This is a genomic window from Alcanivorax sp. (assembly GCF_017794965.1).
Classification (GTDB): domain Bacteria; phylum Pseudomonadota; class Gammaproteobacteria; order Pseudomonadales; family Alcanivoracaceae; genus Alcanivorax.
This window is the reverse complement of the sequence record NZ_CP051240.1, coordinates 1287663-1314555: the sequence shown is the minus strand read 5'-3', so window position 1 is coordinate 1314555 and position 26893 is coordinate 1287663. Positions and strand designations below refer to the sequence as shown.

The 26893-nt window shown below is 58.1% G+C and carries 22 protein-coding genes and 1 pseudogene; 13 read left to right on the top strand and 10 right to left on the bottom strand.

From position 1 onward, the window contains the following. Positions 1-24: 24 nt before the first annotated feature. Genes HF945_RS05855 through HF945_RS05820 form a run of 8 tightly spaced genes read left to right on the top strand, consistent with a single transcriptional unit; the run spans position 25 to position 8047 of the window. Positions 25-450, top strand: coding sequence for a response regulator (locus HF945_RS05855; RefSeq protein WP_290524810.1), 426 nt, complete (start codon positions 25-27; stop codon positions 448-450). 36 nt (positions 451-486) lie between these two features. Continuing rightward, complete coding sequence (locus tag HF945_RS05850; protein ID WP_290524809.1) at positions 487-2721, top strand: chemotaxis protein CheA; 2235 nt, start codon at positions 487-489, stop codon at positions 2719-2721. Beyond that, positions 2711-3196, top strand: coding sequence for a chemotaxis protein CheW (locus HF945_RS05845; protein ID WP_290524808.1), 486 nt, complete (start codon positions 2711-2713; stop codon positions 3194-3196). The genes HF945_RS05850 and HF945_RS05845 overlap by 11 nt, the downstream gene beginning before the upstream one ends. Positions 3197-3218: 22 nt before the next feature. Continuing rightward, positions 3219-5234, top strand: coding sequence for a methyl-accepting chemotaxis protein (locus HF945_RS05840; RefSeq protein ID WP_290524807.1), 2016 nt, complete (start codon positions 3219-3221; stop codon positions 5232-5234). Positions 5235-5251: 17 nt separating this feature from the next. Beyond that, positions 5252-5635, top strand: coding sequence for a response regulator (locus tag HF945_RS05835; protein WP_290524806.1), 384 nt, complete (start codon positions 5252-5254; stop codon positions 5633-5635). Then, on the top strand, positions 5632-6753 hold the full coding sequence (cheB, locus tag HF945_RS05830; protein WP_290524805.1) for a chemotaxis-specific protein-glutamate methyltransferase CheB: 1122 nt from the start codon (positions 5632-5634) through the stop codon (positions 6751-6753). Before HF945_RS05835 ends, cheB begins: the two co-directional genes overlap by 4 nt. Beyond that, the gene (locus HF945_RS05825; RefSeq protein WP_290524804.1) at positions 6750-7574 is read left to right on the top strand and encodes a protein-glutamate O-methyltransferase CheR; all 825 of its coding nucleotides are present in this window, start codon (positions 6750-6752) and stop codon (positions 7572-7574) included. The genes cheB and HF945_RS05825 overlap by 4 nt, the downstream gene beginning before the upstream one ends. A gap of 32 nt (positions 7575-7606) precedes the next feature. Then, entirely contained in the window at positions 7607-8047 is a 441-nt protein-coding gene (locus HF945_RS05820; RefSeq protein WP_290524803.1) for a chemotaxis protein CheX, read from the top strand. 323 nt (positions 8048-8370) lie between these two features. Here the strand turns inward: HF945_RS05820 and HF945_RS05815 are convergent, their stop codons facing one another. From HF945_RS05815 to HF945_RS05790, 6 genes are all read right to left on the bottom strand, one after another. Beyond that, the gene (locus tag HF945_RS05815) at positions 8371-9081 is read right to left on the bottom strand and encodes a phosphoadenylyl-sulfate reductase (protein WP_290524802.1); all 711 of its coding nucleotides are present in this window, start codon (positions 9079-9081) and stop codon (positions 8371-8373) included. Between the two features lie 906 nt (positions 9082-9987). Then, positions 9988-10671, bottom strand: coding sequence for a uracil-DNA glycosylase (gene ung / locus HF945_RS05810; RefSeq protein ID WP_290524801.1), 684 nt, complete (start codon positions 10669-10671; stop codon positions 9988-9990). Next, on the bottom strand, positions 10664-11332 hold the full coding sequence (locus HF945_RS05805; RefSeq protein ID WP_290524800.1) for a TetR family transcriptional regulator: 669 nt from the start codon (positions 11330-11332) through the stop codon (positions 10664-10666). Before HF945_RS05805 ends, ung begins: the two co-directional genes overlap by 8 nt. Positions 11333-11420: 88 nt before the next feature. Further along, positions 11421-12923 (bottom strand): lysine--tRNA ligase, encoded by a 1503-nt coding sequence (gene lysS, locus HF945_RS05800; protein ID WP_290524799.1) that lies wholly within the window; start codon positions 12921-12923, stop codon positions 11421-11423. An 88-nt stretch (positions 12924-13011) separates the two neighbouring features. Continuing rightward, positions 13012-14128, bottom strand: a protein-coding gene (prfB, locus tag HF945_RS05795) for a peptide chain release factor 2 (RefSeq protein ID WP_290524798.1) whose coding sequence is annotated in 2 segments (ribosomal slippage) — positions 13012-14055 and positions 14057-14128 — 1116 coding nt in all. Because the reading frame shifts where the segments join, the coding sequence is not laid out codon by codon here. Between the two features lie 194 nt (positions 14129-14322). Next, positions 14323-14607 (bottom strand): hypothetical protein, encoded by a 285-nt coding sequence (locus HF945_RS05790; protein WP_290524797.1) that lies wholly within the window; start codon positions 14605-14607, stop codon positions 14323-14325. Between the two features lie 415 nt (positions 14608-15022). On the opposite strand from HF945_RS05790, the gene HF945_RS05785 reads away from it, so the two are divergent. Then, positions 15023-15478 carry a transposase gene (locus HF945_RS05785; protein ID WP_290524796.1) on the top strand — a complete coding sequence of 152 codons (456 nt, stop codon included), beginning with the start codon at positions 15023-15025 and terminating at the stop codon, positions 15476-15478. Between the two features lie 163 nt (positions 15479-15641). Here HF945_RS05785 and HF945_RS05780 read toward each other — a convergent pair whose 3' ends face one another. Continuing rightward, positions 15642-16760 (bottom strand): BamA/TamA family outer membrane protein, encoded by a 1119-nt coding sequence (locus HF945_RS05780; RefSeq protein ID WP_290524795.1) that lies wholly within the window; start codon positions 16758-16760, stop codon positions 15642-15644. 303 nt (positions 16761-17063) lie between these two features. Here HF945_RS05780 and HF945_RS05775 point away from each other — a divergent pair, with 303 nt between their 5' ends. Further along, entirely contained in the window at positions 17064-17396 is a 333-nt protein-coding gene (locus HF945_RS05775; protein WP_290524794.1) for a hypothetical protein, read from the top strand. A gap of 354 nt (positions 17397-17750) precedes the next feature. Here the strand turns inward: HF945_RS05775 and recJ are convergent, their stop codons facing one another. Further along, complete coding sequence (recJ, locus tag HF945_RS05770) at positions 17751-19484, bottom strand: single-stranded-DNA-specific exonuclease RecJ (protein WP_290524793.1); 1734 nt, start codon at positions 19482-19484, stop codon at positions 17751-17753. 1470 nt (positions 19485-20954) lie between these two features. Between recJ and fadB the strand changes: the two genes are divergently transcribed. Together fadB and fadA (HF945_RS05760) are read left to right on the top strand one after the other, a co-directional pair. After that, positions 20955-23102: a fatty acid oxidation complex subunit alpha FadB gene (fadB, locus tag HF945_RS05765; protein ID WP_290524792.1), complete on the top strand. Its 2148-nt coding sequence runs from the start codon at positions 20955-20957 to the stop codon at positions 23100-23102. Between the two features lie 26 nt (positions 23103-23128). Further along, the gene (gene fadA / locus HF945_RS05760) at positions 23129-24304 is read left to right on the top strand and encodes an acetyl-CoA C-acyltransferase FadA (protein WP_290524791.1); all 1176 of its coding nucleotides are present in this window, start codon (positions 23129-23131) and stop codon (positions 24302-24304) included. A 584-nt stretch (positions 24305-24888) separates the two neighbouring features. Here the strand turns inward: fadA (HF945_RS05760) and HF945_RS17370 are convergent. After that, positions 24889-25587 carry an ImmA/IrrE family metallo-endopeptidase gene (locus HF945_RS17370; protein ID WP_366492672.1) on the bottom strand — a complete coding sequence of 233 codons (699 nt, stop codon included), beginning with the start codon at positions 25585-25587 and terminating at the stop codon, positions 24889-24891. Positions 25588-25735: 148 nt separating this feature from the next. On the opposite strand from HF945_RS17370, the pseudogene fadA (HF945_RS05755) reads away from it, so the two are divergent. Next, a pseudogene (gene fadA / locus HF945_RS05755) lies at positions 25736-25867 on the top strand (acetyl-CoA C-acyltransferase); the annotation flags it as partial. Between the two features lie 307 nt (positions 25868-26174). Here the strand turns inward: fadA (HF945_RS05755) and HF945_RS05750 are convergent. Beyond that, positions 26175-26846 (bottom strand): hypothetical protein, encoded by a 672-nt coding sequence (locus tag HF945_RS05750; RefSeq protein WP_290524790.1) that lies wholly within the window; start codon positions 26844-26846, stop codon positions 26175-26177. Positions 26847-26893 lie beyond the last annotated feature (47 nt).

The following is a 26893-nucleotide window of genomic DNA, read 5'->3' as shown; positions in this document are numbered from 1 at the left end:
CTCACTGATACACCGAGGCAGACAATGGAAGCAGCAGCCATACCGGAAAAGAGCAGGGACAGACTCGCCATTCTGGTCGTCGACGACAGCAACGCGGTGCGTAGCCTGATCATCGCCAAACTCTATGAGCTGGCCGAAGACTCTTTCGATATCGAAGTGTTTCAGGCGACGGACGGTCATGAGGCCCTCTCCTGCGCCGACAAAGTCGAACTCGACCTGATCTTTCTGGATGTGGAAATGCCAGGCATGGGAGGACTGGAGGCATGCCAGGCGCTTCGTGAGATGGGCGTCACTGCGCGCATTGCCATGCTGTCCAGTATCACCTCTGCAGAATCCCATATGGCTGGCCACAAGGCAGGCTGCAACAACTATCTGGTCAAGCCGCCCCACGATGGTGATCTGCGCTCGGTGATGCGACTGACGTCCCTGATGAAACAGACCTCTGCCTGACCGGACAGAAGAACAAACACCTAACCGGGATTGGTCATGCCACAAAATGACAAGGCGCTACAAAGTTTTCTGATCGAAAGCGACGAGAATCTCGCCCAGCTGGAACAGGATATCGTCGCACTGGAACGCGCACCGGATGACAGTGAGTCTGTCGCCAGCGCGTTCCGGGCCATTCATACCATCAAGGGAACCTGCAGTTTTTTTGGTTTCAGTCACCTGGAAGCCCTCACCCATTTAATGGAGGACATCCTTGGCGCCATGCGCGACGGGCATCTGACCATGAGCCTGGAGATCGCTGCGGCGCTGCTTGATGGTGTGGACGAAATCCGTATTTTCCTGAAGAAAATCCACACTGACGGCAACGATGGCGAAGCCGCTCCCGAAGCCTTGCTGGTACGGCTACAGGGGTTGGTACCGGAAAACAGCGCCAGCGATTCGGGCGCCTTCCTCCAGGATCCGGCCGCGATCAGCAACGATGTGGACAGCGCCGATGAAGCCGGTCGTTCCGCAGACGCATCTCCCTCCGACGCGCCTCACAGCCATGAACCGTCTACCGTCGAATCATCCTCCGGTAGCGATGACAACACACCCGCCAACCCTGCTCCTTCCGAAAGCACGGTGCGTGTTGACGTTGTCTTGCTGGACAAACTGATGAACGTGGTGGGCGAGCTGGTTCTGACCCGCAACCAGTTGCTGCAGCATGCGGGCAGCCAGAATGATTCCCAGCTGCAGAACCTGTCGCAACGACTCAATCTGGTCACCAGCGAACTGCAGGAAGGCCTCATGCAGACCCGCATGCAGCCCATCCGCAATGCCTGGGCCACCTACCCGCGCCTGCTTCGTGATCTTGAAAAGAAGACCGGCAAGCAAGTCACCCCCATTTTGAAGGGGGGCGACACCGAACTGGACCGCAGCTTGCTGGAAGCCATTCGTGATCCACTGGTGCATCTGGTTCGCAACGCGGTAGATCATGGCATCGAAACACCGCAAGACCGGCTGGCGGCGGGCAAACCGGAAACAGGCACCCTCACCCTTAGCGCCTACCATGAAAGTGGCAATGTGACGGTGGAAATCAGTGACGACGGCAAGGGTCTGGACAGCAAGAAAATTGTCGCAAGGGCGCTGGAAGCCGGCCTGCTCCATCCCGATCAGGTGGACACGTTGAACGAACGGGAAAAGATGAATTATATCTTTCAGCCCGGCTTTTCCACCGCTGAAACGATTAACGATCTGTCCGGTCGCGGTGTCGGCCTGGATGTGGTTCGCAACAATGTGGAACGCATCGGCGGCTCCATCGAGATCAAGAGCACACCGGGCAAAGGAACCACCTTCAAACTCAAGATTCCGCTCACGCTCGCCATTGTCCCGGCACTGATTGTGCGTTGTCTGCACCAGCGTTTTGCTATTCCCCAGGTCAACCTGCTGGAAGTGGTCTACGTGGAAGCCGACAAACTGGAAGAGGATATCCAGACCGTGCATGACGCCCTGGTATATCGTCTGCGGGGCCGCTTGTTACCCCTGGTCGACATGCGCTCGTTAATGCAGATGGGCAGCCCGGAAAAACAGCACGATCAGTTTATTCTGGTGCTCACCGCCGACCAGCAGGAGTTCGGTCTGCTGGTGGATGATGTGCGTGACACGGAAGAAATTGTGGTCAAGCCACTGGGCAGGTTGCTCAAGGACAATCCCTGCTTTGCCGGCGCCACCATCATGGGCGATGGGCGTGTGGCGCTGATTCTGGATGTGAAATCCACTGCCGATTTTGCCGGTGTAACCCGCCAGGATCGCAAGCTTAACCAGCAACTGCCGCAGGAAGACCAGAGTCACCAGCCCATCAACGTGGCCGAGAACTACCTGCTGGTCCGCCCCAGTGCCCAAACCGGGCGTTCTGCCATTGCCCTTTCCCGGGTTTCACGGTTGGAAGAAATCAGCCGCGATCGCATCGAGTACTCCGCCGGCCGTGAAGTCATTCAGTACCGCGGCAAAATCCTGCCACTGATCCGCCTGGGTGATGACACCCGAAGTGACAGCGAAGACAACGACATGATCCGCATCGTGGTGCAACCCACCGACTATGGCGAAGTGGGGCTGGTGGTCAGCGACATCATCGACATCGTGTCCGACGACAAGGCCGACATTGAAAAGGTGGCCAAGTCCGATGGCATTCTCGGTGCCGGCATCCTGCAGGGCCATGTTACTGACTTCATCGACAGCGACGCCCTCTTCGACCATTACCGCGATCTGAACAACGGAGGCCACGATGAACACTGATCAGTTGCTGTGCACCTTTACCGTGGCCGACAAAAGCTATGGCGTGATCGTGGACAACGTGCAGGAAGTACTGGCCAACCACCAGATCACCGACATCCCACTGGCGCCTCCCGGTGTCATGGGGCTGATGAATATTCGCGGCCGTATCGTGCCGGCCATTGCCCTGCGCAAGGTGCTGCGCCTTGAACAGCCGCCCCGCGATGACGATGACGAAGACACTATCTTCAACATCATCATCAACCATGATGGCGAACAGGTAGGCCTGATGGTGGACCAGATCGGCGACATCATCACCATCAACCCGGACGACATCGAGTCACCCCCGGAAACACTCAAGGGGGCGGCACGGCGCTTCATGTATGGCGTTTTCTCGGTACAGGGCAACCTGCACCTTCTGCTTGATCTTGACACTCTGCTTGACGACGAGATGTGTACCCGCTCACTGAGCGAAAGCACACGCAGCGTATTGCAATAGCCAGCTACAAGGACAGTGACTGATGAATAATGAACAGAACAACATCAACGACGATTCCCTCTACAGCAAGGTAGGCGGCGAACCCGCCATCACTGCCGTCGTCTCGGAATTCTATGACCGCGTGCTGGCCGATCCCGCCCTGGCGCCCTACTTCCGCCACAAGCAACGACAGGGGCTGGAAGAATTACAGGTGAAGTTCTTCAGCCAGGCACTGGGGGGGCCACAGAACTATAACGGCCGCGCCATGGATGAAGCCCACAAATCCCTGAATATCACTGCCAAATCCTTCGACAAGGTAGCCTCACATCTCAGTGAAACCCTGTTGGCGGTTGGCGTAGACGAAGAGCTTGCCGAACAGATCATGCAGGCAGTAGCCCCATTGAAGGAGCAGATCGTGAACGAACCGACAACCCACCAATCCAACGGCCAGTATGGCGCCGCCGAAACCGCCCTGCGTGATGTGGATGTGGAAACCTCTGTCACCGACAGCCTGGAAGGGGTCAAGGCCACGTTGGAGAGTCTGCAGGCCAATGTGTTCGTAGCCGACACCAGTCTCAACATTGTCTATATCAACCCACGCGCCAACGAAACCCTGGCGACCATTTCGCAGCCGATCTACAACACCTTTGGGGTGCGCATCGAAGAAATTCTCAACGGCCATATTCACCGTTTCCACCGCGATCCGAAACGGGTGGAAACCATCCTGCGCAACCCCAACGCCATGCCCCACTCGGCAGATTTCAACTTCGGCGGCGTCACTTTGCGCACCCGGATCAACGCCGTAATGACCGGCGAAAACAAGATTGCCGGCTATACCGTGTGCTGGGAAGACGTGACCACCGAACTGCGCCAGGAGAACGAATTCCGTCGCGTCATGAACATGGTGGACCAGATGCCCACCAACGTGTTCCTGTGTGATCGTGACCTGAAGATCATCTATCTGAATCCGGCGGCCACCGAGACCATGAAAAAGCTCGAGGAGCATCTGCCCATCAAGGCCCATGAGCTGCTGGGAGCCAATATCGATATTTTCCACAAACGCCCGGAGCATCAACGTCGCATCCTGTCAGATCCCAGCAACCTGCCCTACCGTGCACGCATCAACATCGGCGACGAGAAGGCCGACCTGCTGGTGAACGCTATCTATGATGCCGAAGGCAGCTATGTGGGTCCCATGCTGACCTGGGAAATTGTCACCGAGAAAGTACTGCTGGAAGAGCGTATCCGCGGCACCGTGGAAGTGCTGGCCACCTCCTCGGAGGAAATGATTGCCACCAGCGACCAGATGGGATCCAACGCGGCCATCACCAGCCGCGAGGCGAACTCGGCGGTGAACACCGCAGATGACATCAACGAGAACGTGCAGGCGGTCTCCACCAGCATCGAAGAGATGGGCGCCAGCATCAAGGAAATCGCCAAAAACGCCACCGACGCGGCCCGCGTTGCCGACGAAGCGGTAAGCATTGCCGAAGGCACCAACACCACCATCAGCAGCCTGGGCACCAGCAGTGCCGAGATTGGCAAGGTGATCAAGGTGATCACCGGCATCGCCCAGCAAACCAACCTGCTGGCACTGAACGCCACCATTGAGGCCGCGCGCGCCGGGGATGCTGGCCGAGGCTTCGCGGTCGTGGCCAACGAAGTGAAAGAACTGGCCAAGGAAACGGGCCGGGCCACCGAGGACATCGGCCAGAAGATCGAAGCCATCCAGGTGGATGTGAAAGGCGCCATCGAAGGCATCGCACGTATCAGCGAAGTGATTCACCACATCAGCCAGGTCCAGGGCTCCATCGCCTCTGCGGTGGAAGAGCAGACCATCACCACCAATGAGATGGGACGCCGTGTAGGGGATGCCGCCAAGGGCACCAACGAAGTGGCCTCCAATATCAGCGGCGTGGCGGAAGCCGCCAAGAGCACCAATGCCGGCGTGGAAAGCATGCGCCAGGCAGCGGCTGAGCTGGCCAAATTGTCTGCCGATCTGCAGACCCTGGTGGTGGATGCAGAACGTAACTCCCGCGCCGACAACCAGAGCAAGTGAAATGAGGAGCCAGTGTCATGGCAAACCGACAAGCACTGGTCATTGATGACTCCCGGGCCATGCGCCTGATCCTCGGTGATTTGCTCAACCAGCTTGGCTATGAAACCCATGAGGCAGGCGATGGCCAACAGGCCATCTCGCTGCTGGAAGGAGACGCCGACATCCCGTCGCTGGCGCTGGTGGACTGGAATATGCCGGTGATGAACGGGCTGGATTTCATCAAGGCTGTTCGCGGACAGAACTGCTACACGGACATGAAACTACTGGTGGTCACCAGTGAGGCCGAGGTGGGTCATATGGTGGAAGCACTCACCGCCGGCGCGGATGAGTACCTGATGAAGCCATTCTCATCCGAAGCCCTGGCCAGCAAACTGGAAATGCTTGGACTACAGCACGCATGAACCGAATCCGTGTCTTTCTGGTGGATGATACCGCCGCAGTGCGGCATATCCTCACCCAGATCCTGGAAGAAGATCCGGACATTGTGGTGGTCGGTACCGCCTCAGATGGCCAGCAAGGCCTTGAACGACTACAACGAGTGGAAGCCGACCTGCTCATTCTCGATGTAGAAATGCCGGGGATGGGCGGACTGGACATGCTCAAGGCATTAAAGGCCCAGCAGTCCACCCTGCCGGTACTGGTATTCAGCTCCATCACCGAACGCGGTGCCATGGTGACCATTGAGGCATTATCCCTGGGGGCCAACGATTATGTGCCCAAGCCCGCCATGGTGGGCACTGCCGCTGAAGCCCGCGACTACATCCGCAACAGCTTGCTTGGCAAAATCAAGTCGCTGTTCAAGCGGGAACCCATGGTCACAGAGAAGCCGGCCAACATTACCCTCACCCCCAGTGCCAGCAGCTACCGGCGCATCCCATCCCGGGTAGATCTGGTAGTGATCGGGTCCTCCATGGGCGGCCCCAAAGCCCTTGGTGAGATCATGGCGGCCCTGCCTGATGACTTTCCTGTGCCGGTGCTGATGGTTCAGCACATGCCCGCCGTGTTCACCAAGGCACTTGCTGAACGGCTCAACCAGAACAGCGCGCTATCGATCAGAGAATGCCATCAACCCACGGTCATTGAAGCCGGCCAGGTATTGCTGGCCGCCGGCGACTACCACATGTCAGTGGCACGAGAAGACGGAAAGATCATAGCGACCCCCCTGCGAAGCGAGCCGGTCAACTTCTGCCGCCCTGCGGTAGATGTGCTGTTCGATGCCGCGGCACTGCACTTTGGCGCCAATACCCTTGCGGTGATACTCACCGGCATGGGCCAGGATGGCCTGGAAGGCTGCCGCAAGCTGGCAGACGTCGGCGCGCAAATACTAGTTCAGGACCGCGCATCCAGCACGATCTGGGGCATGCCCGGCGCAGTTTCCCGTGCCGGGCTCGCCACCGCCGAATACCCACTGATGAGGATGGCCGACGAGATCACCCGCCGGGTGAACCGGGGCCGCCCTACCTTCCGCTCCCGACTGGACCGCCTGAACAGCGATAACAAACATGAGGTTCCTGGATGAGCGAGATCCACCCGAACAACTACTGTCATCTGCGTAGTCTGTTGTTCGAACACATCGCTGTGGAGCTGCCCGAAGACAAGGCTTACCTGGCCGAGGCACGGCTGCACGGATTGGCCAGCGAATACACCCACGGTGATATCAATGCCCTGATCGAAAAGGCCTGCAACGATCCTGAAGATACGCTGCGTTGTCAGTTGATCGAAGCCATGGCTATCAACGAAACGTATTTTTTCCGTGATCCGGTTTTCAGGGAAAGTTTTGCCAGTTACATGTTGCCGAGCCTGATGAAACGGCGGCGTCGGGAGCGCACCCTCAGAATCTGGAGCGCCGCCTGTAGCACCGGGCAGGAAGCCTACAGCATTGCCATGTTACTGGATGAACAGTTTCCCGAGTTGCGGGGGTGGGATGTGGAGATTCTGGCCAGCGACTTTTCCCATTCATCCCTGGCCAAAGCCCGCAGCGGTCGCTACACACTGACAGAAATGAACCGTGGGTTGCCCGCTCGAATGATGGCGAGCTATTTCGAGCAGGATGGGCTGGAGTGGCAGGTAAAGAAACCGATCCGAGACAAAGTGGACTTTCGCGCTATCAATCTGATTCAGCAATGGCCGGAAGCACTCCCCGAGTTCGACATCATCTTGCTGCGAAACGTGCTGCTGTACTTTTCTCTCGCTGATCGAAACCTGGTGCTCAGCAAGATGCGGCAGCATGCACGCAAAGATGGTTATCTGCTACTCGGCGCAGCGGAAACACTTGAAAGATGCAGCGGTTTCAAACCGGTCAAGGCCTGCCAGTACGGTTCATTCTTTCAGCCCACCTGACTCGCCCGACTCATACAATCAAAGGTGCTCCCATGGACTCTCAATCTGCGCAACTGCCAATCAAAATCGCCCGTATCGGCAGCACAGTGATGAATGATTTCCTGAAAATCCCGGTGCGAACGGAGGAAACATCAGCAACCGCCCTGCCTCGGGGAGCGGCGATCACCATTTCCGGTAGCTGGAAAGGCAGCATCACCATCAGCAGCAGTGATGAACTCAGCCGTCGGATTGCCGCCGCCATGTTCCGCAAGGATGATAACAGCGTGGAAGCCCGGGACATCGCGGATGCCCTCTCCGAACTGACCAATATCATCGCCGGTAATATCAAGGCGATTCTGCCTGGCCCCAGCCAGCTCTCTCTGCCCATGACACTGGAAACAGTGCCCGAAGCGGCCCAGGGCGCTGTGCGGGTTCAACTGCAAGACGACCAGGCCGGCCAACTGCTGATCTGCGTACAGCCCGGATTGCACTGACGCAACACGCATCACGCAATCCGTAGCCGGCTCCAACGCCCACTCTGTAGGAGCCCAGCTTGCCTGGGCGAATAAACCCCATCAGAGACACAAAAACCCAGACCCAATAAAACCCAGACCCAATAAAACCAATACCTGCTACACCCCGATTCTCGCATTACGAAACTCGCTTCTTGCCCTCGCTGTCGCTCCAATCGCCTGCAGGCAGGCTCCTACAGAAAGGGGGTGTTTGCCGGAAATCCGCAATGAACCTAAAAAAAGGCCGCCCCCTCTCGGGAGCGGCCTTTCGCGTGCTGCATGAAGCGTGCTGCGGAATGCGGCTCTTACAAATGAATGCCACACTCGGTCTTGTTCTTGCCCTTCCAGCGGCCATCACGACCTTCACCCTTGAAGGTACAATGGCTGCAACCGATGGAATCATAACCTTCCGCCACCAACGGGTGGAACGGCAGGTCATGCTCGGCAATGTAGGCGTCACGCTGTTCCTTGGTCACGTCGATCATCGGATTGAACTTGATCATGCCCCGACGCTCCTCGAACACTTCCAGGCCCGCGCGATGTTCGGTTTGCCACCCCATCAGGCTGGAAATCCACAGATCGTAGTTTTCCTTGGCCTCTTCCAGCGGGTTCACCTTGTTCACCTGGCAGCACAGATCCGGATCGGTTTCCCACATCTGGTTGTCCAGGGACACCTGGTGGTGATCCGGGTCCGGGGTCACATCCACCACGTTAAGACCGAAGCGGTTGATCAGGTAATCCTTGTACTCCAGTGTCTTCTCGAAGTGATAACCGGTATCAATAAAGTGCACCGGCTGCTCGGGACGGATGGTGGAGATAATGTGCAGGAAATAGGCAGAGGTGGCCGCAAAAGAGGACGTCACCATAATCTTGTCTGCCGGGAAATCCTGGTATACACGACGAATACGCTCTTCAAAGCTCAGCGGACGATAGACACGGTTCAGCTCAGCCAGGGCCTCTTTGGACAGGCCTGCCGTGTTGTCTCCGAAACGTGTAATCAGTTGAGCACTACCCATGTTCGAGCCTCGCTATCAGGATTGGCGAAAGGTCATGATAGGGACTGTGGGAAGAATATAAAGGAATATATAGTGATAGTTTTATGCATCAAAGGAATATGGGAGGGATTCGTGATTTCCGGGTAAATGGCCACCAAATCGGCGAGGTTTCAGGGCGGATAACGGTCCCGCTACCCTTGCCGCCGCTCGATTCGCCTGCAAACCCTGTAGGAGTTCCCTTCCAGGGGACGAACCGAACGCAGCGAGGCGACCTAAGGGAGAGTTTCTTATTCTGCCCATCAAGGTTGCCAATCCCGGACCGCCCAGCAAGCGGAAAGCCCGCCATCTCCATCAGCAGTTCTGGAGCCCTTACCTCGCTTGGGCTCGGATCGCCTGCAGGCAGGCTCCTACAGCAAGCTTGAGCGTTTGCGCGAGAAAGAACGCCAATGCCATCAGCACGGCAGCTTCCACCTTGCCCCGTTAGAGTGAGTCGAGGAACGCAGCCCTGTGACGGCGTAGAGCAAAAAACCTGTCTGAGCGGAGCGAGTCTTTTTTGCGTCCGTCACAGGGCGAGTACCGGAGTGTGCCTGCGGAGCAGGCCGAACGGAGTCGGGGTGGCCGGGAGTCCAGAGGGGGAGCCAGTTCCCCCTTTGGGCCCGTCCGGCGAGGACACGCACGTCTCATAGTGTGATGACGTATCAGCAGATGCCACGTCACGCAGGTCGGGACCAATCACCGCTGGTTCGCACCTCAAGAGGTGCTCCTACAGTTGGTACCAAAGGCGTTTCTGGAATCCTTACCTCGCTTGGGCTCGGATCGCGGTCGAACGACCGCTCCTACAGCGGCTTCGTAGAAATCCAGGAATGCCGGGAACTTTGGGGCCTTTCTTAACCCAATCAGCGTAGCTTGTAGCTTGTAGCTACCAGCTCACTCCGGCACCGACCAATCGATGGGCTCCTGCCCCTGCTGCAGCAAGTACTGGTTGGCCCGGGAGAAGTGGCCGCAGCCGAGAAAGCCCCGATGGGCGGACAACGGTGAAGGGTGCGGCGCCGTCAGTACGCAATGGCGCTCCCGGTCAATCAGACGGCCTTTCTTCTGGGCATGGCTGCCCCACAGTAGAAACACCAGTCCGTCCCGGTCCCGGTTCAGCTGCTCGATGGCTTCGTCGGTGAAAGTCTCCCAGCCCTGCTTCTGGTGCGAGGCAGCTTGGCCCGCTTCCACGGTGAGTACCGCATTGAGCAACAGCACCCCCTGCTCCGCCCAGTGAGTCAGATTGCCGTGGCCGGGAATCGGCAGGCCCAGATCCCGGTGAATCTCCTTGTAGATATTCACCAGTGACGGCGGGGTTTTGACGCCGCGCTGTACCGAAAAGCACAGCCCGTGCGCCTGATCCGGCCCGTGGTAAGGGTCCTGGCCCAGGATCACCACCTTCACCCGCTCGAAAGGCGTCAGGTTGAACGCATTGAAAATATCCGGGCCCGCTGGATAAACCGTCTTGCCCGCCTGCTTCTGCTCGCCCAGAAAGGCACGCAGGCGAACCATATAGTCCTTGTCGAACTCACGGCCCAGATGCTGTTGCCAGCCAGATTCCAGCGGTTGCGTCTCAGCCATGGGGAAGCAACTTGTCGACCAGGTTGCACAGGCGGGCTTCCACATACTCGGCGTGAGCATTTTCCGGATGCACCAGCAAGCGCTGCTCCAGCGTCATCATGGAAGACAGGATCAGTTCCGCATCCAGCCGCGGGTTACTGCTGCCCAGCAGCTCGGTGGCAATGTGCAGGCTTTCCAGCTGCTGGCGCAGGTACAGGTCCGCCAGATCGCGCAGACGGTCGTCGCGGACGGCTTCCTGCAGGAAGGCATGTTCGGCCACCACATGCTCACGGCGCTGCTCGAATTCATCGATGATGAAACTGGAGAGCATCTGTCCGATCAGCATCACCATCTGCTTGCGCTGTTCCGGATCGGCCAGGCTTTCACGGGAAAATTCAGACAGCAGCGCAAAGGCTTTCTGCTTGAACGGTTCGATCACTTCCGTCAGCGCCCGCTCCGCGAAGAGGGTGAAGGTATCGGCGATAAGATCGGAGATATCCTTGAAGTAATAGGTGGTGGCAGACAGCGGAACATCCGCCTCCCGGGCGACGGCCCGGTGGCGAACGGAGCGGATACCATCCTTGATGATAATCGCCAGCGCGGCCTCCAGGATGGCCTGGCGGCGCTGTTCACTGCCCGCGCGACGGGCTTTTCGACCTTGGTACTGAATTACGTTTGTCATGGACACAGCAAGCCTTTGTTATTCACAGAGTTGTGTCACTCTCCCACCACCCGCAAGGGCAGGGGCACAAGGCGTGCCCCAAAAAAGTTTACCCGCGCCCCTGGGGACGCATGTGCGGAAACAGAATTACATCACGAATCGACGGGGAATTGGTAAACAACATGACCAGGCGGTCAATTCCTATCCCCTCACCCGCCGTGGGCGGCAGCCCGTGCTCCAGGGCCACCACATAATCTTCATCGAAGAACATGGCTTCGTCGTCGCCCGCATCCTTTTCGGCAACCTGTGCCTGGAAACGTTCCGCCTGATCCTCGGCATCGTTCAGCTCCGAGAAACCGTTGCCGATTTCACGCCCGCCGATAAAGAACTCGAAACGCTCGGTGACAAAGGGGTTGTCATCCATACGACGAGCCAGCGGAGAGACCTCGGTGGGGTACTCGGTGATAAAGGTGGGGTCCTTGAGGCGGTGCTCCACGGTTTTCTCGAAAATCTCGATCTGCACCTTGCCCAGCCCGTAGCTGTCTTTCAGCGGAATGCCCAGGCCTTCGGCGATCTTGCGGGCACCGGCATCGTCCGCCAGCGCCGCCGGATCCATGTCCGGGTTGAAGTGCAGAATGGACTCGACCACCGTCATGCGCGCGAACGGCTTGCCAAAGTCATACACTTCACCCTGGTAGTCCACGTCCGTAGTGCCCAGTACATCCTGGGCCAAGGTGCGCAGCATGTCTTCGGTCAGGTTCATCAGGTCCAGGTAGTTACCGTAGGCCTGATAGAACTCCAGCATGGTGAATTCCGGGTTATGCCGGGTGGACAACCCTTCGTTACGGAAATTGCGGTTGATCTCGAACACCTTTTCGAAACCACCCACAACCAGCCGCTTCAGGTACAGTTCCGGTGCGATGCGCAGGTACATGTCCATGTCGAGGCTGTTGTGATGGGTGATGAACGGGCGAGCCGACGCGCCCCCCGGAATCACCTGCAGCATGGGGGTTTCCGCTTCCACGAAGCCCTTCTTCACCAGGTAATTTCGAATCCCGGCAACCACCTGGGAGCGGATCTGGAAGGCCCGGCGGCTTTCCTCATTCACGATCAGGTCCACGTAGCGCTGGCGATAACGGGCTTCGGTATCGGTGAGCCCCTTGTGCTTTTCAGGCAGCGGACGCAGGGACTTGGTGAGCAGCAGGTACTCATCCATCATCACATAAAGGTCACCCTTGCCGGATTTGCACAGGGTACCGCGCACCCCGACGATATCGCCCAGATCCCAGTGCTTGGTGTCCTTCTGTACATCCTTGCTGGCATAGATCTGGATACGCCCGGACATGTCCTGCAGGACCTTGAATGCCTTGCGGTCCAGCATCAGGCGACCGGCCACCGCCACGGTGATGTTTTTCTCGGCCAGCTCTTCCTTGCTGAATTCGCCGTACTGCGCCTGCAGATCAGCCGCCAGGGAATCGCGACGGAAGTGATTGGGGAACGCATTGCCCGCTTCACGCAGCTCCGCCAGCTTGGCGCGACGCTCGGCGATCAGGCGGTTTTCGGATTCCTGCTGTTCGGATTCAGTATTCGGTGTGGTTTGCTCTTGGCTCATAGCTCTGTGCTTCCAGTAAAGCGCCTGATGCCTGACGCTGGACGCTTTGGGGTAGCGTCCGGCGTCGGGCATCAAGCGTCCGGCGTTGTCACAACCCTGCCTTCAGGGACGCTTCGATAAACTGGTCCAGGGCCCCGTCCAGTACCTGCTGGGTATTGTGGCTTTCCACATTGGTGCGCAGATCCTTGATCCGGCCATCATCCAGCACGTACGAGCGGATCTGGCTGCCCCAGCCAATATCGGCCTTGTTGTCTTCCATGGCCTGTTTTTCGGCGTTGCGACGCTGCATTTCCAGTTCGTAGACCTTGGCCTGCATCATCTTCATGGCCTTGTCCTTGTTCTGGTGCTGGCTTCGCTCGCTCTGACACTGGGTCACCACGGTATGCTCGGTACCGCCGTCGTCCTTGAAGGTATAGGTCAGTCGTACCGCGGAATCCGTCCGGTTAACGTGCTGACCACCCGCACCGGAGGCGCGGTAGGTGTCCACCCGCATGTTACCCATATCGATATCCACATCGATATTGTCATCCACTTCCGGGGAGACGAACACGGAGCTGAACGAGGTGTGGCGGCGGCCGCCGGAATCGAACGGGCTCTTGCGCACCAGACGGTGCACGCCGGTTTCGGTGCGCAGCCAGCCGAAAGCGTACTCACCCTCGAACCGCACAGTGGCGGACTTGATGCCTGCCACATCACCGTCGGAGGCTTCCACCAGCTCGGTCTTGAAGCCATGGGCCTCACCCCAGCGCAGGTACATGCGCAGCATCATCTCCGCCCAGTCCTGGGCCTCGGTACCACCGGACCCGGCCTGGATATCCAGATAGGCGTTGCTGCTGTCCATTTCGCCAGAGAACATGCGACGGAATTCCAGATCCGCCACCATGGCCTCCAGCCGTTCCAGCTCGCTTTCCACCTCAGGCAAGGTGTCTTCGTCGTCTTCTTCTACCACCAGCTCCAGCAGGCCACTGGTGTCTTCGATACCCTGGGTGGCGTCGTCAATGGTCTTGACGATCCCCTCCAGCTGGGCCCGTTCCTTGCCCAGGCCCTGGGCGTATTCCGGATCGTTCCAGACATCCGGGCTTTCCAGTTCGCGGGTGACCTCGGTCAGACGCTCGTGCTTGGTATCGTAGTCAAAGATACCCCCTAAGCGCGTCCACGCGCTCAGTGAGTTCGGAAAGATGGGTTCGCAGCGGATTGACTTCCATTACGTCTCTCTGGTCTGGGTACTATCTTGGCAATGGGCGAAAAAGTGCCCGGAAAGCTGCGCAGTCTAACGGTTTGCGGATTGGCTGACGAGGGGCGGCAGCCGTAAAGGGTGCACAACGTGGTCAGCACTGGCCCGCAGGAGCGTTCCGGGACGGTGTCGCCAGCCGGCACGCTCCCATCCGGGCGCTGTTGGTCAGTCTTTCAGCTCGTAGACGTGGTAGGCCTGGGCTTTCATGTGATCAATGGTGGTGCCCAGGTAGCTGGCATTGTCCGGGATCCCGGAACCAGTGGTGAAAACCTTGAAGGTACGGACTTCCTTGGGAGTGTCGATCACGGATTCCGCATCCACTTCCACCCACATGCAGATCGCCGCATCCTGCAGAATATAGTCCACTTTCAGCACCGTGCCCGATTCCGGCAAGCGGATCTCCTGCACATCACTGGACACGTTGAGACGGTGCTTGTGTATCGTTTTCATCAGGTCCCCTCCGTTAAGGACACAAAGACGGCGGGCGATAGCCCGGCGCCAGAGTCAATGGAAGTGAAGCCTTGTGGGCCACACATCAAAGAAACAGCAACCCTCCGCTTCCCATCGGTGGAGGGAGGAGGCAGAGCGCAATCCTAGCAAAAACCCCGCAACCTAACAGCAATTGTCGACAATTTTGCCGGGGTCCCTGCAAGCGCACCATCCCCCCCCCTCTGTAGGAGCCCAGCTTGCCTGGGCGAAAAATGCGTTGCGAATGGCGAGGCGCGAGTTTCGAAAGCCCCCTTTCGCCCAGGCAAGCTGGGCTCCTACAGGGAATGGAGAGTCCCGATGGGCCGACGTCTCACACGGTGCGTCCTGTCCGGCTTACAGCGACGCTACTCATTGTCGGACAGAGCTCCCTCGTTTCATGGCCTATCTTCAGGGGATGAAGACATATGAAGGCCATCAGCTCAGGAAAGGGAGATTCTCAGAAACGGGACGCTCCTACCTCATTACCTTCGTAACCAGGAATCGTGAGAAGCACTTCACTGACCCTGCGCTGGCAATGCTCGCCTGCCGGCGCCTGTATCAGACAGAAAGACAGGACCAGCTACAAAACTGGTGCTATGTAGTAATGCCAGACCACATCCACTGGTTATTCTCCTTGCGGGAAGGTGATGTCAGCAAAGCCGTCAAGATGATAAAGGGAAGTCTCAGTCATCAAGCAGGAACCCGCCTCTGGCAAAAGGGCTTTCATGACAGAGCCATCCGTAAAGAAGCCGACCTGCTCCCCACCGCCCGCTATGTTGTGGCCAACCCGCTGCGTGCAGGGCTGGTGAGAAGTGTGCGGGATTACCCCTACTGGAACGCAGCCTGGCTCTAATCTCCCTGTAGGAGCCCAGCTTGCCTGGGCGAAGACTGTGTTGCGAGTGACGAGGCGCGCGTTTCGCCCCTCTCTAATCGCCCGGGGCAGGTTTTCGCAACTCGTCACTCGCTTCTTAACTCCTTTCGCCCAGGCAAGCTGGGCTCCTACAGGGACTTCTGCCCTAAAACCGTTCCCCCAGCTGAATAAAGAACACCGTGTCATCATCTTCGGTGAACGCCACATCCACCCCCAGATGCAGGGGTTTCTCGGCGGTGGTCTGCCAGTGGATGCCGGTGCCGATACTGGATGCGGTCTCGCCTTCCAGCACCTGGTCCCTGTCATCACTGATCCAGCCGGCATCATAGAACGCCTTCAGAGCCCAGCGGGGCTTGAACTTGTAGCGGCCCTCAAGCCGGGTGGTCAGGGCCACATCGTCCATATAACGACCATGGTTGTAGCCACGCACCTGCATGGCCGAGCGGGCGAAGAAAGGTGCTCCGCGGGTGGTATGTTCAAGCACCCCGTTCACGGCCAACACCACGGCCTCTGACAGCGAAGCATAATAGCTGTAGTTCAGCGTGGTCTTGCCATAGTCAAAATCGCTGCCGAAGGTATCGCCGTAGTCATACCAGGAAGCCGAGAACATGACGCCCTCACGGGGGTAATAGTTGTTGTCGCGGCTGTCATAGGTCAACACCAGCCCGCCAGCCCCCAGGGCGATATCCTTTTCAAGTCCCGGCAACTGGGGCACTAGCTGGCTCAACGACATCGCCACATCCCCTTCGGAGTAAAGGACTGCCGGCCCGGCAAACCAGTGATCCGTTCCCGGTACCCGGAACTGGGTACGCACCAGCCCCAGTGCCATATCGATGGAATAATCCAGCGGGTTGTCAGCAAAGGGCCCGTCACCACCAAAGCCGAAGTATTCCAGATTCAACGATCCCGCCCCGGCCGCCGCCATTACCCGCAAGCGGTCATCAAAGAGGTAATTCTGGTGAAACACCCCGGCCACCCAACTGTCCGTACTGGTGTACATCCCCCCCACCCCACTGGTGGGATTGGGGCCCTCGTGATCCTCATCCACCGGGTGCAGATACAACCCGGCCAACTGCAAGCCGGTACCCAGCGTGGGGTTGGACATGGGAATCGGCACCAGCACCAGGTTGCCACGCTCGATGGGGGGCGCGTCTGCCCCTTTCTCGATATTGGTCATCAGCTCATCGGTTTCGGCCATTGCCGCCGAGAGCGGGGCACTCAGCAGCAAAGCCACCATCCCCCCAAGCCATCCAGCCTGTTTCACCCTGCCTCCCTCAACTGTGCGTGCCTGTGCGACGCAGATTACGACATCTGCCCCGACTCTGCAGTGAATTTCCACCTAGGCGACGGGATCGAATCAGACGAAAACCCTACCGAAATTGGGCACGAAACGTTGATATTGCAGTGCCACTATTTGTGCCATCCTCAACGCGTCTGAAGGAACGTAATAAAAGACTACACGGGCGTTACAGCTTTACTGCGATTCGACAACAGGATGGCGTCGGCTTGCCAAGTAAGGTGAACACAGAACGGCTGTTAGTGAACAATAACAAGGAAGGATGGAATCATGTCAGCACTCAAGATGCATCTGTGCGGTGCCGCAATGGCTGGCGCCCTGCTCCTCACCGGTCAGGCCCATGCTGCAGATCAGCAGGCAACCGTCATCCTCAGTCAGAGCTGCGAATACATGTTGCTGAATTCCAGTTCCGGCATGGTGCTGGTGAAGCAACTGGATGGCATCAGCCCCCAGGCCGGTGACACACTGAAAGGCAACTTTACCCCCGGTGATTTCAGCAACCTGCAAAACACCCGGAATCAGGACTCCATGCAGGTCTGGGTAGATCTGGTGGACCCACACAGCAGCAAGGCCCTCAGCCAATACGGCCGTTACTGCGCCTGATACCTTTCACATTATCTCCGCCGACTCCGGCCACGTGCCGGAGCACGGGAGATGTGGAGATGTGGACGCTGCACGCAGCAAGAATCCCCTCTCAGCCTCCCAGGGGATTCCCTCCCCCTACCTTTCCGTAGAAGCGGATAAACCTGAAAGAAGCCCAGGCCTTTCACTGTGGGAGATTCAGCTTGCCCCAAAGCCCCTGTAGGAGCCCAGCTTGCCTGGGCGAAAGGCGTTATGACGAGAGTGACGAGTTGCGAAAACCCCGCTCCAGCGGTCAGGGATTTTGCTTTTCGACACTCGCTCTCATGACACGCAACGGTCTCTTCGCCCAGGCAAGCTGGGCTCTACAAAACCGGGCTAGCGCCCTTCCACCGGAATCAAATGCTCGAACAGCAACTGCGGATTGCGCTGGCCGCGGAATTCGTTCACCTCTAACCGGTACACCCCCCGCACGCGACGGATACGCCCCGGCAGTGCTTCCACCGGCACATTGAAATGGATGGCATCAATCACCCCGCTGACACCCGGCAAACCCAGGGTCAGCTTCAGGTGCCGCTCGCCGACGATGCGGTGCTGCAACACCTCGAACTCGCCATCAAAACAGGGGGCCGGGAAGCCCTGTCCCCAGGGAAACCGATGACTCAGCAACTCGGCATTCCCCAGGGTCAGATCCTGATCCGCTAACTCTCCATCCGTTTCCACCCGCCGCTCCAGCGCCCGGGGCGACAGCATCTCGCCCACCACCGCCTCGAAGGCGGCCTTGAACCGCTCCAGTTGGTCCAGGTCCAGTGACAGCCCCGCCGCCATGGCATGGCCGCCGAACTTGCTGAGCAAACCCGGGTTACGGGTGGCCACCGCATCCAGCGCATCGCGCAAATGCAAACCGGGGATAGAGCGACCCGAGCCCTTCAGGGTGCCCGGCTGCTGGGCCGGTGCAAAGGCAATTACCGGGCGGTGAATGGCTTCCTTTACCCGCGAGGCAAGAATCCCCACCACTCCTTCATGCCATTTGTCCCCATAGAGACACAGCCCCGCCGGCAGATTGTCTGCATCCAGCCGGTTCACCTCTTCCATGGCCGCATCGCGCATGCCCTGCTCAATGGAACGGCGCTCCCGGTTAATGGTATCCAGCTCCTGAGCCATCTCCATGGCTTCGGCATCGCTTTGCGAAAGCAGGCAGGCGATGCCGTGGGTCATATCAGAAAGCCGGCCCGCGGCGTTCAGACGCGGCCCTGCGGCAAAGCCCATATCCGCGGCCAGCACCCGGCCCGGATCACGGCCGGCCACCTGCAGCAATGCACGAATCCCCGGGCAGCCCTTGCCCGCCCGAATCCGCCGCAGCCCCTGCTCCACCAGCACCCGGTTGGCATCATCCAGCACCACCACATCGGCCACCGTCCCCAGCGCCACCAGGTCCAGCAGATCGGTTATTGGCTGCGCCGGCTGGAAGCCCTGCTCGCGAAGCACCCGCTGCAGATCCATCAGCAAATAGAACGCCACCCCCACACCGGCCAGATTGGCCGCGGGGAAATCCTCACAGCCCGGCAGGCGCGGGTTCACCAGCGCGTCCGCGTCAGGGAGGGTGTCGCCGGGTAGGTGGTGATCGGTAATCAGTACCCGCATGCCGCGGGCCCGGGCTGCCGCCACCCCGTCCACACTGGCGATGCCGTTATCCACGGTAATAATCAGGTCAGGCTGATATTGCTGCTCGGCCAGCTCCACAATGGCAGGCGACAGGCCGTAGCCGTATTCAAAGCGGTCCGGCACCAGAAAATCCGGGCGCGGGAAGCCCAACAGTTCAAGCCCACGCACCATCAACGTGGTGGCGGTGGCGCCGTCGGCATCGTAGTCGCCCACAATACAGATACGCCAATGCTCGGCACGGGCCTGCAGCAACAATTGCACCGCGCCCGCCAGGCCAGTAAACCCCTGCGGATGTGGCAGGCGCTTCAGGGCCAGCTCAAGCTGCGCCGGATCCTCTACCCCACGCCCGGCCAGAATCCTCGCCAGCAACGGAGGCACATCCGGCCAGTCCGGCGTGTGCTGGGGGCGGCGGGTAATCGTCGGCAAACGCAGTGCATCGATGGGCATCAAACAACCTGTAACGGGAGCCTTTGCAGGAGCGCATCTTGAGGGGCGAATGGACCGTTGCGAGTCACAAGGCGCGGGTGTCGAAAAACAAAAACCGCTGGCCGCTCGGGCCAGGTTGTCGCAACCCGAAACTCGTCACTCGCGTCTCGAAGCCTTTCGCCCAGGCAAGCTGGGCTCCTACAAGGGCAGGAATGAGCGTGCCGGGCAGTTTACCTTAAAAGCGACGCACCACGCCCGCCTTCCCCGCAGTGATGGCCGAACCTTCCCCCCGGATCTGTAGGAGCCCAGCTCGCCTGGGCGAAGAGACCGTTGCGAGTCACGATGAGCGAATTTCAAAAGCAAAACCGCTGGACCGCTCGGGGCAGGTTGTTGCAACTCGACACTCGTCACTCGCGTCTCGAAGCCTTTCGCCCAGGCAAGCTGGGCTCCTACAAGGGCAGGAATGAGAGTGCCGGGCAGTTTACCTTAAAAGCGACGCACCACGCCCGCCTTCCCCGCAATGTTGGCCGAACCATCCGCCCCCGGATCTATAGGAGCCCAGCTCGCCTGGGCGAATAGACGGTTGCGAGTCACGATGAGCGGATTTCAAAAGCAAAAACCGTTGGACCGCTCGGGCCAGGTTGTCGCAACTTGACACTCGCCACTCGCGTCTCGAAGCCTTTCGCCCAGGCAAGCTGGGCTCCTACAAGGGCAGGAATGAGCGTGTCGGGCAGTTTACCTTAAAAGCGACGCACCACGCCCGCCCTTCCCCGCAGTGTTGGCCGAACCATCCGCCCCCGGATCTGTAGGAGCCCAGCTCGCCTGGGCGAATAGACGGTTGCGAGTCACGATGAGCGGATTTCAAAAGCAAAGACCGTTGGACCGCTCAGGCCAGGCTTTCGCAACCCGAAACTCGCCACTCGCGTCTCGAAGCCTTTCGCCCAGGCAAGCTGGGCTCCTACAAGAACAATCCCCGTTCTCCAGTGTCGTTTCCTACGGGCAGGCCTCATTCACTCACCAACGAGCAGCCACCGGAGTGGACAGACTGTATCCCCCTTCCCCCCTTTAAGACGGCGCCAGAAAAGCGCATCCTTGGGGCGGTTGCGATGACGTGATACATGGAAAGTACAGGGACGAGACATGCAAGCAACGCCAACGCCTTTCCTGGTGGGCGCGGTGGTCCCACCGCAAAGCAGGAAACCGCAAACGCCAGCAGACCGCGGCCCGGGCAAGGCTCGAGACATTGCGCTCTGCCTCAGCCATCGCGCACGTTGCGACACATTCTTCACCAATCACGCCATCCGACCAGACGGTCACAAATTAGGGCTAAAAAAGTCATTCACCTTCCCTATACTTGCGGGCCTGCAAGTTCGTTGATTTATGTAAGCAAACACTCACATGAATCACGTCGCCTCCCCCATTTTGAGGGACCAGGGGCATTACCAAAGCGGCCGATTGCGCCGCGTACTTTGGGACTGGAGAGCAAACGCTATGATCTATCAAGGCAACGCCGTAAGCGTACAACTGCTTGACGACGGCATCGCCGAACTGAAGTTCGATCTTCAGGGCGAGTCCGTTAACAAGTTCAACCAGGAAACCGTGGAAGATCTCGGTAAGGCCGTCGAAGCCATTCAGGGCAACAGCGACATCAAGGGCCTGATCGTGACCTCCGGCAAAGGGGTTTTCATCGTTGGCGCTGACATCACCGAATTCACAGACATGTTCAAACTGCCGGAAGAAGAAATTGCCGGCTGGTGTCTGAAATCCAACAAGGTCTTCAACGCATTTGAAGATCTGGACATTCCCAAAGTGGTTGCCGTGAACGGCATCGCCCTGGGTGGTGGTCTGGAAATGTGTCTGGCTGCCGACTTCCGTGTCCTCAGCGAGAAGGCGCAGGTGGGTCTGCCGGAAGTGAAGCTGGGCCTGTACCCGGGCTTCGGCGGCACCGTGCGTCTGCCGCGCCTGGTCGGTGTGGACAACGCCGTTGAGTGGATCGCCGCTGGTGGTCAGCACCGCGCCGACAAGGCCCTGAAAGTGGGTGTTGCCGATGCCGTTGTGGCTCACGACAAGCTGAACGACGCTGCCATCGCCCTGGTGAAGCAGTGCCTGGAAGGCAAAATCGACTTCCGCGCCAAGCGTCAGGAAAAGCTCGAGCCCCTGAAGCTGCCGCCCATGGAAAACATGATGGCCTTCCAGACCTGCATGGCCATGGTCATGGGTCAGGCTGGCAAGAACTACCCCGCTCCAGTTGCCGCCGTGAAAGCCATGCAGACCGCTGCCGGCATGAACCGCGACCAGGCTCTGGAAGTGGAAGCCAAGGGCTTCGCCAAGATCGCCAAGACCCCGCAAGCCACCGCGCTGGTAGGTCTGTTCCTGGCCGATCAGGCCGTGAAGAAAGTGAACGGCAAGACCGCCAAAGGCGCTGGTGAAATCAACCAGGCCGCCGTTCTGGGCGCCGGTATCATGGGTGGCGGTATCGCCTTCCAGTCTGCCCTCAAAGGCACCCCGATCATCATGAAGGACATCGCCGACAAAGCGCTGGACCTGGGCATGAACGAAGCCTCCAAGCTGCTCGCCAAGCGCGTCAGCAAGGGCAAGATGGATGCCGCCAAGATGGGTAAAGTCCTGTCTGCCATCCGTCCGACCCTGAACTACGGCGACTTCGACAACGTCAACGTGATCGTTGAAGCCGTGGTCGAAAACCAGAAGATCAAGCAGTCCGTTCTGGCCGAAACCGAAGGTAAAGTGAAGGAAGGCACCGTTCTGGCGTCCAACACCTCCACGATCTCCATCACCAAGCTGGCCGAAGCGCTGGAGCGTCCGCAGGACTTCGCCGGTATGCACTTCTTCAACCCGGTACACATGATGCCGCTGGTGGAAGTGATCCGTGGTGAGAAAACCTCCGACGAAACCGTCGCTACCCTGGTGGCCTACGCCCAGAAAATGGGCAAGAACCCCATCGTGGTTAACGACTGTCCCGGGTTCCTGGTTAACCGCGTTCTGTTCCCGTACTTCGGCGGCTTCGGCATGCTGATGCGTGACGGCGCGGACTTCGAAGCCGTGGACAAGGTCATGCAGAAGTTCGGCTGGCCCATGGGCCCGGCCTACCTGATGGACGTGGTCGGTATCGACACCGGCGTACACGCCGCCCAGGTGATGGCTGAAGGCTTCCCCGAGCGTATGCAGTACGACTTCAAGGACGTCTCCACCGTGATGTTCGAAAACGAGCGTTACGGCCAGAAGAACGGCGTGGGTTTCTACCGCTACGAAACCGACAAGAAAGGCAAGCCGAAGAAGGTGGCCGACGAGAAGACCTGGGAACTGATCAAGCCCCACGTGGCCGAGACCCGGGAATTCGACGCCGAGGAAATCATCGCCCGCATGATGATCCCCATGTGCACCGAAACCGTTCGCTGCCTGGAAGACAACATCGTAGGTTCCGCTGCCGAGGCCGACATGGCCATGATCTACGGCATCGGCTTCCCTCCCTTCCGTGGTGGCCCGCTGCGCTACATCGACAGCATGGGCACCCAAGCCTTTGTTGAGCTGTGCGACAAGTACGCGCACCTGGGTGGCATCTACGAAGCACCGCAGATGCTCAAAGACATGGCCGCCAAGGGCGAGTCTTTCTTCGCCTAAGCCACGGACTGACAGGAGATATAGATATGAGCTTGAATCCGAATGACGTAGTCATCGTCGATGCGGTCCGTACGCCCATGGGCAAGAGCCGTAATGGCCAGTTCCGTAACGTGCGTGCCGAGAAACTGTCTGCCCTGCTGATCGAAGCACTCATGGAGCGTAACCCGGGCTGGGACGTTCAGCAGACCGAAGACGTGATCTGGGGTTGTGTAAACCAGACCAAAGAACAGGGCATGAACATCGCCCGTAACATCGCCATGCTGGCCGGCCTGCCGCGCACCAGCGCCGCGCAAACCGTGAACCGTCTGTGTGGTTCTTCCATGCAGGCCCTGCACTCCGCTGCCCAGGCCATCCAGACCGGCAACGGCGACGTGTTCGTCATCGGTGGTGTGGAGCACATGGGTCACGTGGCCATGGATCACGGTGTGGACATCAACCCGGAGATCTCCAAGGTGACCGCCAAGGCCTCCAACATGATGGGCCTGACCGCGGAAATGCTCGGCAAGATGCACGGCATCAGCCGTGAGCAGCAGGACGAGTTCGGTGTACGTTCCCACCGCCTGGCCTGGGAAGCTACCCAGGAAGGTCGCTGGAAGAACGAGATCGTTCCCATCGAAGGTCACGATGCCGAAGGCAACAAGGTGCTGTGTGAAATCGACGAAGTGATCCGTCCCGGTGCCACCCTGGCCGACATGCAGAAACTGCGTCCGGTGTTCGATCCGGCCAACGGTACCGTGACTGCCGGTACCGCCTCTGCCCTGTCTGACGGTGCGTCCGCCATGCTGGTCATGAGCGCTGCCAAGGCCGAAGAAATGGGCCTCAAGCCCCGCGCCAAGATCGTCTCCATGGCCGTTGCCGGCTGCGACGCCGCCATCATGGGTTACGGTCCCGTACCGGCCACCCAGAAGGCCCTGGCACGCGCAGGCCTGACCATCGACGACATCGACTACGTGGAGCTGAACGAAGCGTTCGCTGCCCAGTCCCTGCCCGTCATGAAAGACCTGAAGCTGCTGGAAGTCGCTGACCAGAAAGTGAACCTGAACGGCGGCGCCATCGCCCTGGGCCACCCGCTGGGCTGCTCCGGTGCGCGTATCACCGGCACCCTGCTGAACGTACTGGAATGGAAAGGCGGCAAACTCGGCCTGGCCACCATGTGTATCGGCCTGGGCCAGGGTATCGCTACCATCATCGAGCGCGTATAACGCCTGACGCCCGAAGCCTGACGCCGGACGCAAGCCGGCGCTCAGGCCCGGATGCCAATTTCCGGGCCCGCCTCACAAGGGCAGGACTGGAAACAAAAAACCCCGGCTTATCCGCCGGGGTTTTTCTTTGGCCGCTTCGCGGCTGCATCATGCGTCATGCAAAACCGTCAGGGCTTAACCGTAGGGGGCATGCTTGCATGTGAAATGTGAGGTCTGACCCCGGATCTTCTGCTGTGAAATGTGAGGTCTGACCCCGGATCTTCTGCTGACCTTACGGACAGCACAACATCAGACAACAACCATCACAGCTGTAGGAAATCTGCCAATGTTTGGGTGTCCTGTTGTGTGGTTGTGTGTTCGGTCGAGGCAAGAAAGTGCACAGGGAAAGGATACTATTGTATGAGCGACCCGTCTCGTGAGCCACGCTTCATCGCAATGCTCAAGAAACTATCTGTCTGAACAAAACGCACGGGGCAAGACCTGACCCTCGTGTTTCCTCAAAACCATCACGCCTTAACCTGTTGTTCTCACCAATCTTCCTGTGTTCTAAAATGTGTCAGGTCTGCCTCCTGATCCATCTACTTTCATGGCCAGCTTACAAGCCCCAATTCACGAACTCGGAGAGCCATAGCACCCACAGAAACTTTGAATTCATCTGCTAAAGATTGAAATCTTTCACCAGCCAGGCCTGTGCACTGAGCCAGAGCTTTTTCTCTCGCCAACGAGTCTTGAGAAGCACCAATTAGTGAATTAGGATCATTTGGAGACAACCAGTAAGCCAAACTATCCGTAAAATGTAATGGGACCTGCACCTTAAATCTGCTCTGAAAGCCTTTAACCACAGATTTCCTAGGCATCAGGAAACATGCTGCGAAATAGTCTGCTTCCTGCTCAACTTCTGACCTCTGGTAGACAACATCAGATCCACTAACGGGCATATCTCTATGCAAAATATGATCTTGGTGCAGACACCAATGACCAAGCTCGTGAGCAGCAGTAAATCTCATAACTTGATTAGGTAAGGCGTCACTGATAACGATCCGTTGTGCCTGACGGTCTATTAACCCTGCAAGTACCTTCCCTTCCTCAGGTCGTGCGAACCTTGGATCAATGTAGGGGAGCTCCTCATAGCTAATTCCGAGAACCTCACACGCGATACGGGGGTCACAAAGCCGAGTCGGGCTCAAGACACCATCCGGAAACAAACTATCTCTTTGAGACCAAATTTGCCTATGGAGCTGCCTAGCCTGGAGCTCAATATATTGCTTCTTAACCCGATCCATAAATCACCACATATTGTGTTTTTTTGATAGACAGACACCATATATGTACGACAAGATCAAAAAACAGTCAAACCCACAAGTAAATTTCACACTTTTTCATTAGCCGATCAAAGCTAAGGGCTAATTGATGGGTGTCCTGTTGTTGCTGTTGGGTTGCTCCGGTGCGCGTATCACCGGCACCCTGCTGAACGTACTGGAATGGAAAGGCGGCAAACTCGGCCTGGCCACCATGTGCATCGGCCTGGGTCAGGGTATCGCTACCATCATCGAGCGTGTATAACGCCTAACCTCTCTGGAGGGTCCCCTCTACCGCTTGCGGGAGAGGGACAGGGAGAGGGTGCTTTTGATAGCTATCCGCTCCTGAACAACTCTCTTGATGCCAATTTCCGGCCCCGCCTCACAAGGGCAGGACTGGAAACAAAAAACCCCGGCTTATCCGCCGGGGTTTTTCTTTGGCCGCTACGCGGCTGCATCATGCGTCATGCAAAACCGTCAGGGCTTAACCGTAGGGGGCATGCTTGCATGTGAAATGTGAGGTCTGACCCCGGATCCTTGGAGGTCTGACCCCGGATCTCTTGAATTCATCTCTAAATGAAGTCACTTCCTTCAACTGGATCCAGTGTAGCATTCGGGTTTTTAGTGAATTCTTCCTGATAATCAATGAGATTTTTTTGCACCTTTTTAAGGTAGCTTATGGAATCTTCAAGTTTTTTCTTGCTTGCAGCGTATCTAAGTCTTTCCGCACCTGCAGAACCAAACATAGCAGCAGCATCAAGTACAACCGCAATTCTCTGGAGCTGGCCAAGCACAGAAGGATTTGGGAATTCGCGCATCATGAGCTTGATAACAAAATCGGCCTCCTGATGAACACTACGAACAAGAGCTGCAACACGGACAGTATCAAGATCTAAAGTTTTCGCAGCTTCATCAAGGATATTCTTGAGAGCGCCAATCGTAATGATCGATTTATTAACGATAAAAACAGCCCGAGCCAGATTCTTCAGTCGTTCATAATTGACTGCCTGAGACTCCCTCTCATCACGGGCAGCACGTTCAATCCGGTCTCGTTCCAGTTGGCGCTCATAGGATTCTCTTGTTCTCTTCTGATCCTCCTCAAAAGTCTTCCTAGAAGACTTTATTGACCAAACAAAAACAGCAACTGTAGCACCTGCTTGAACCCAAGCCGCTGCAGCAGCCCCAAAAACATTGCTCCAGATACACGGCCAATCCCAGCCACACCATTCCATAACGGTTACCACCCCTTATCAGCAAAGGGTTAACCATCAGCCAGCCAGGTCCGGCAAGT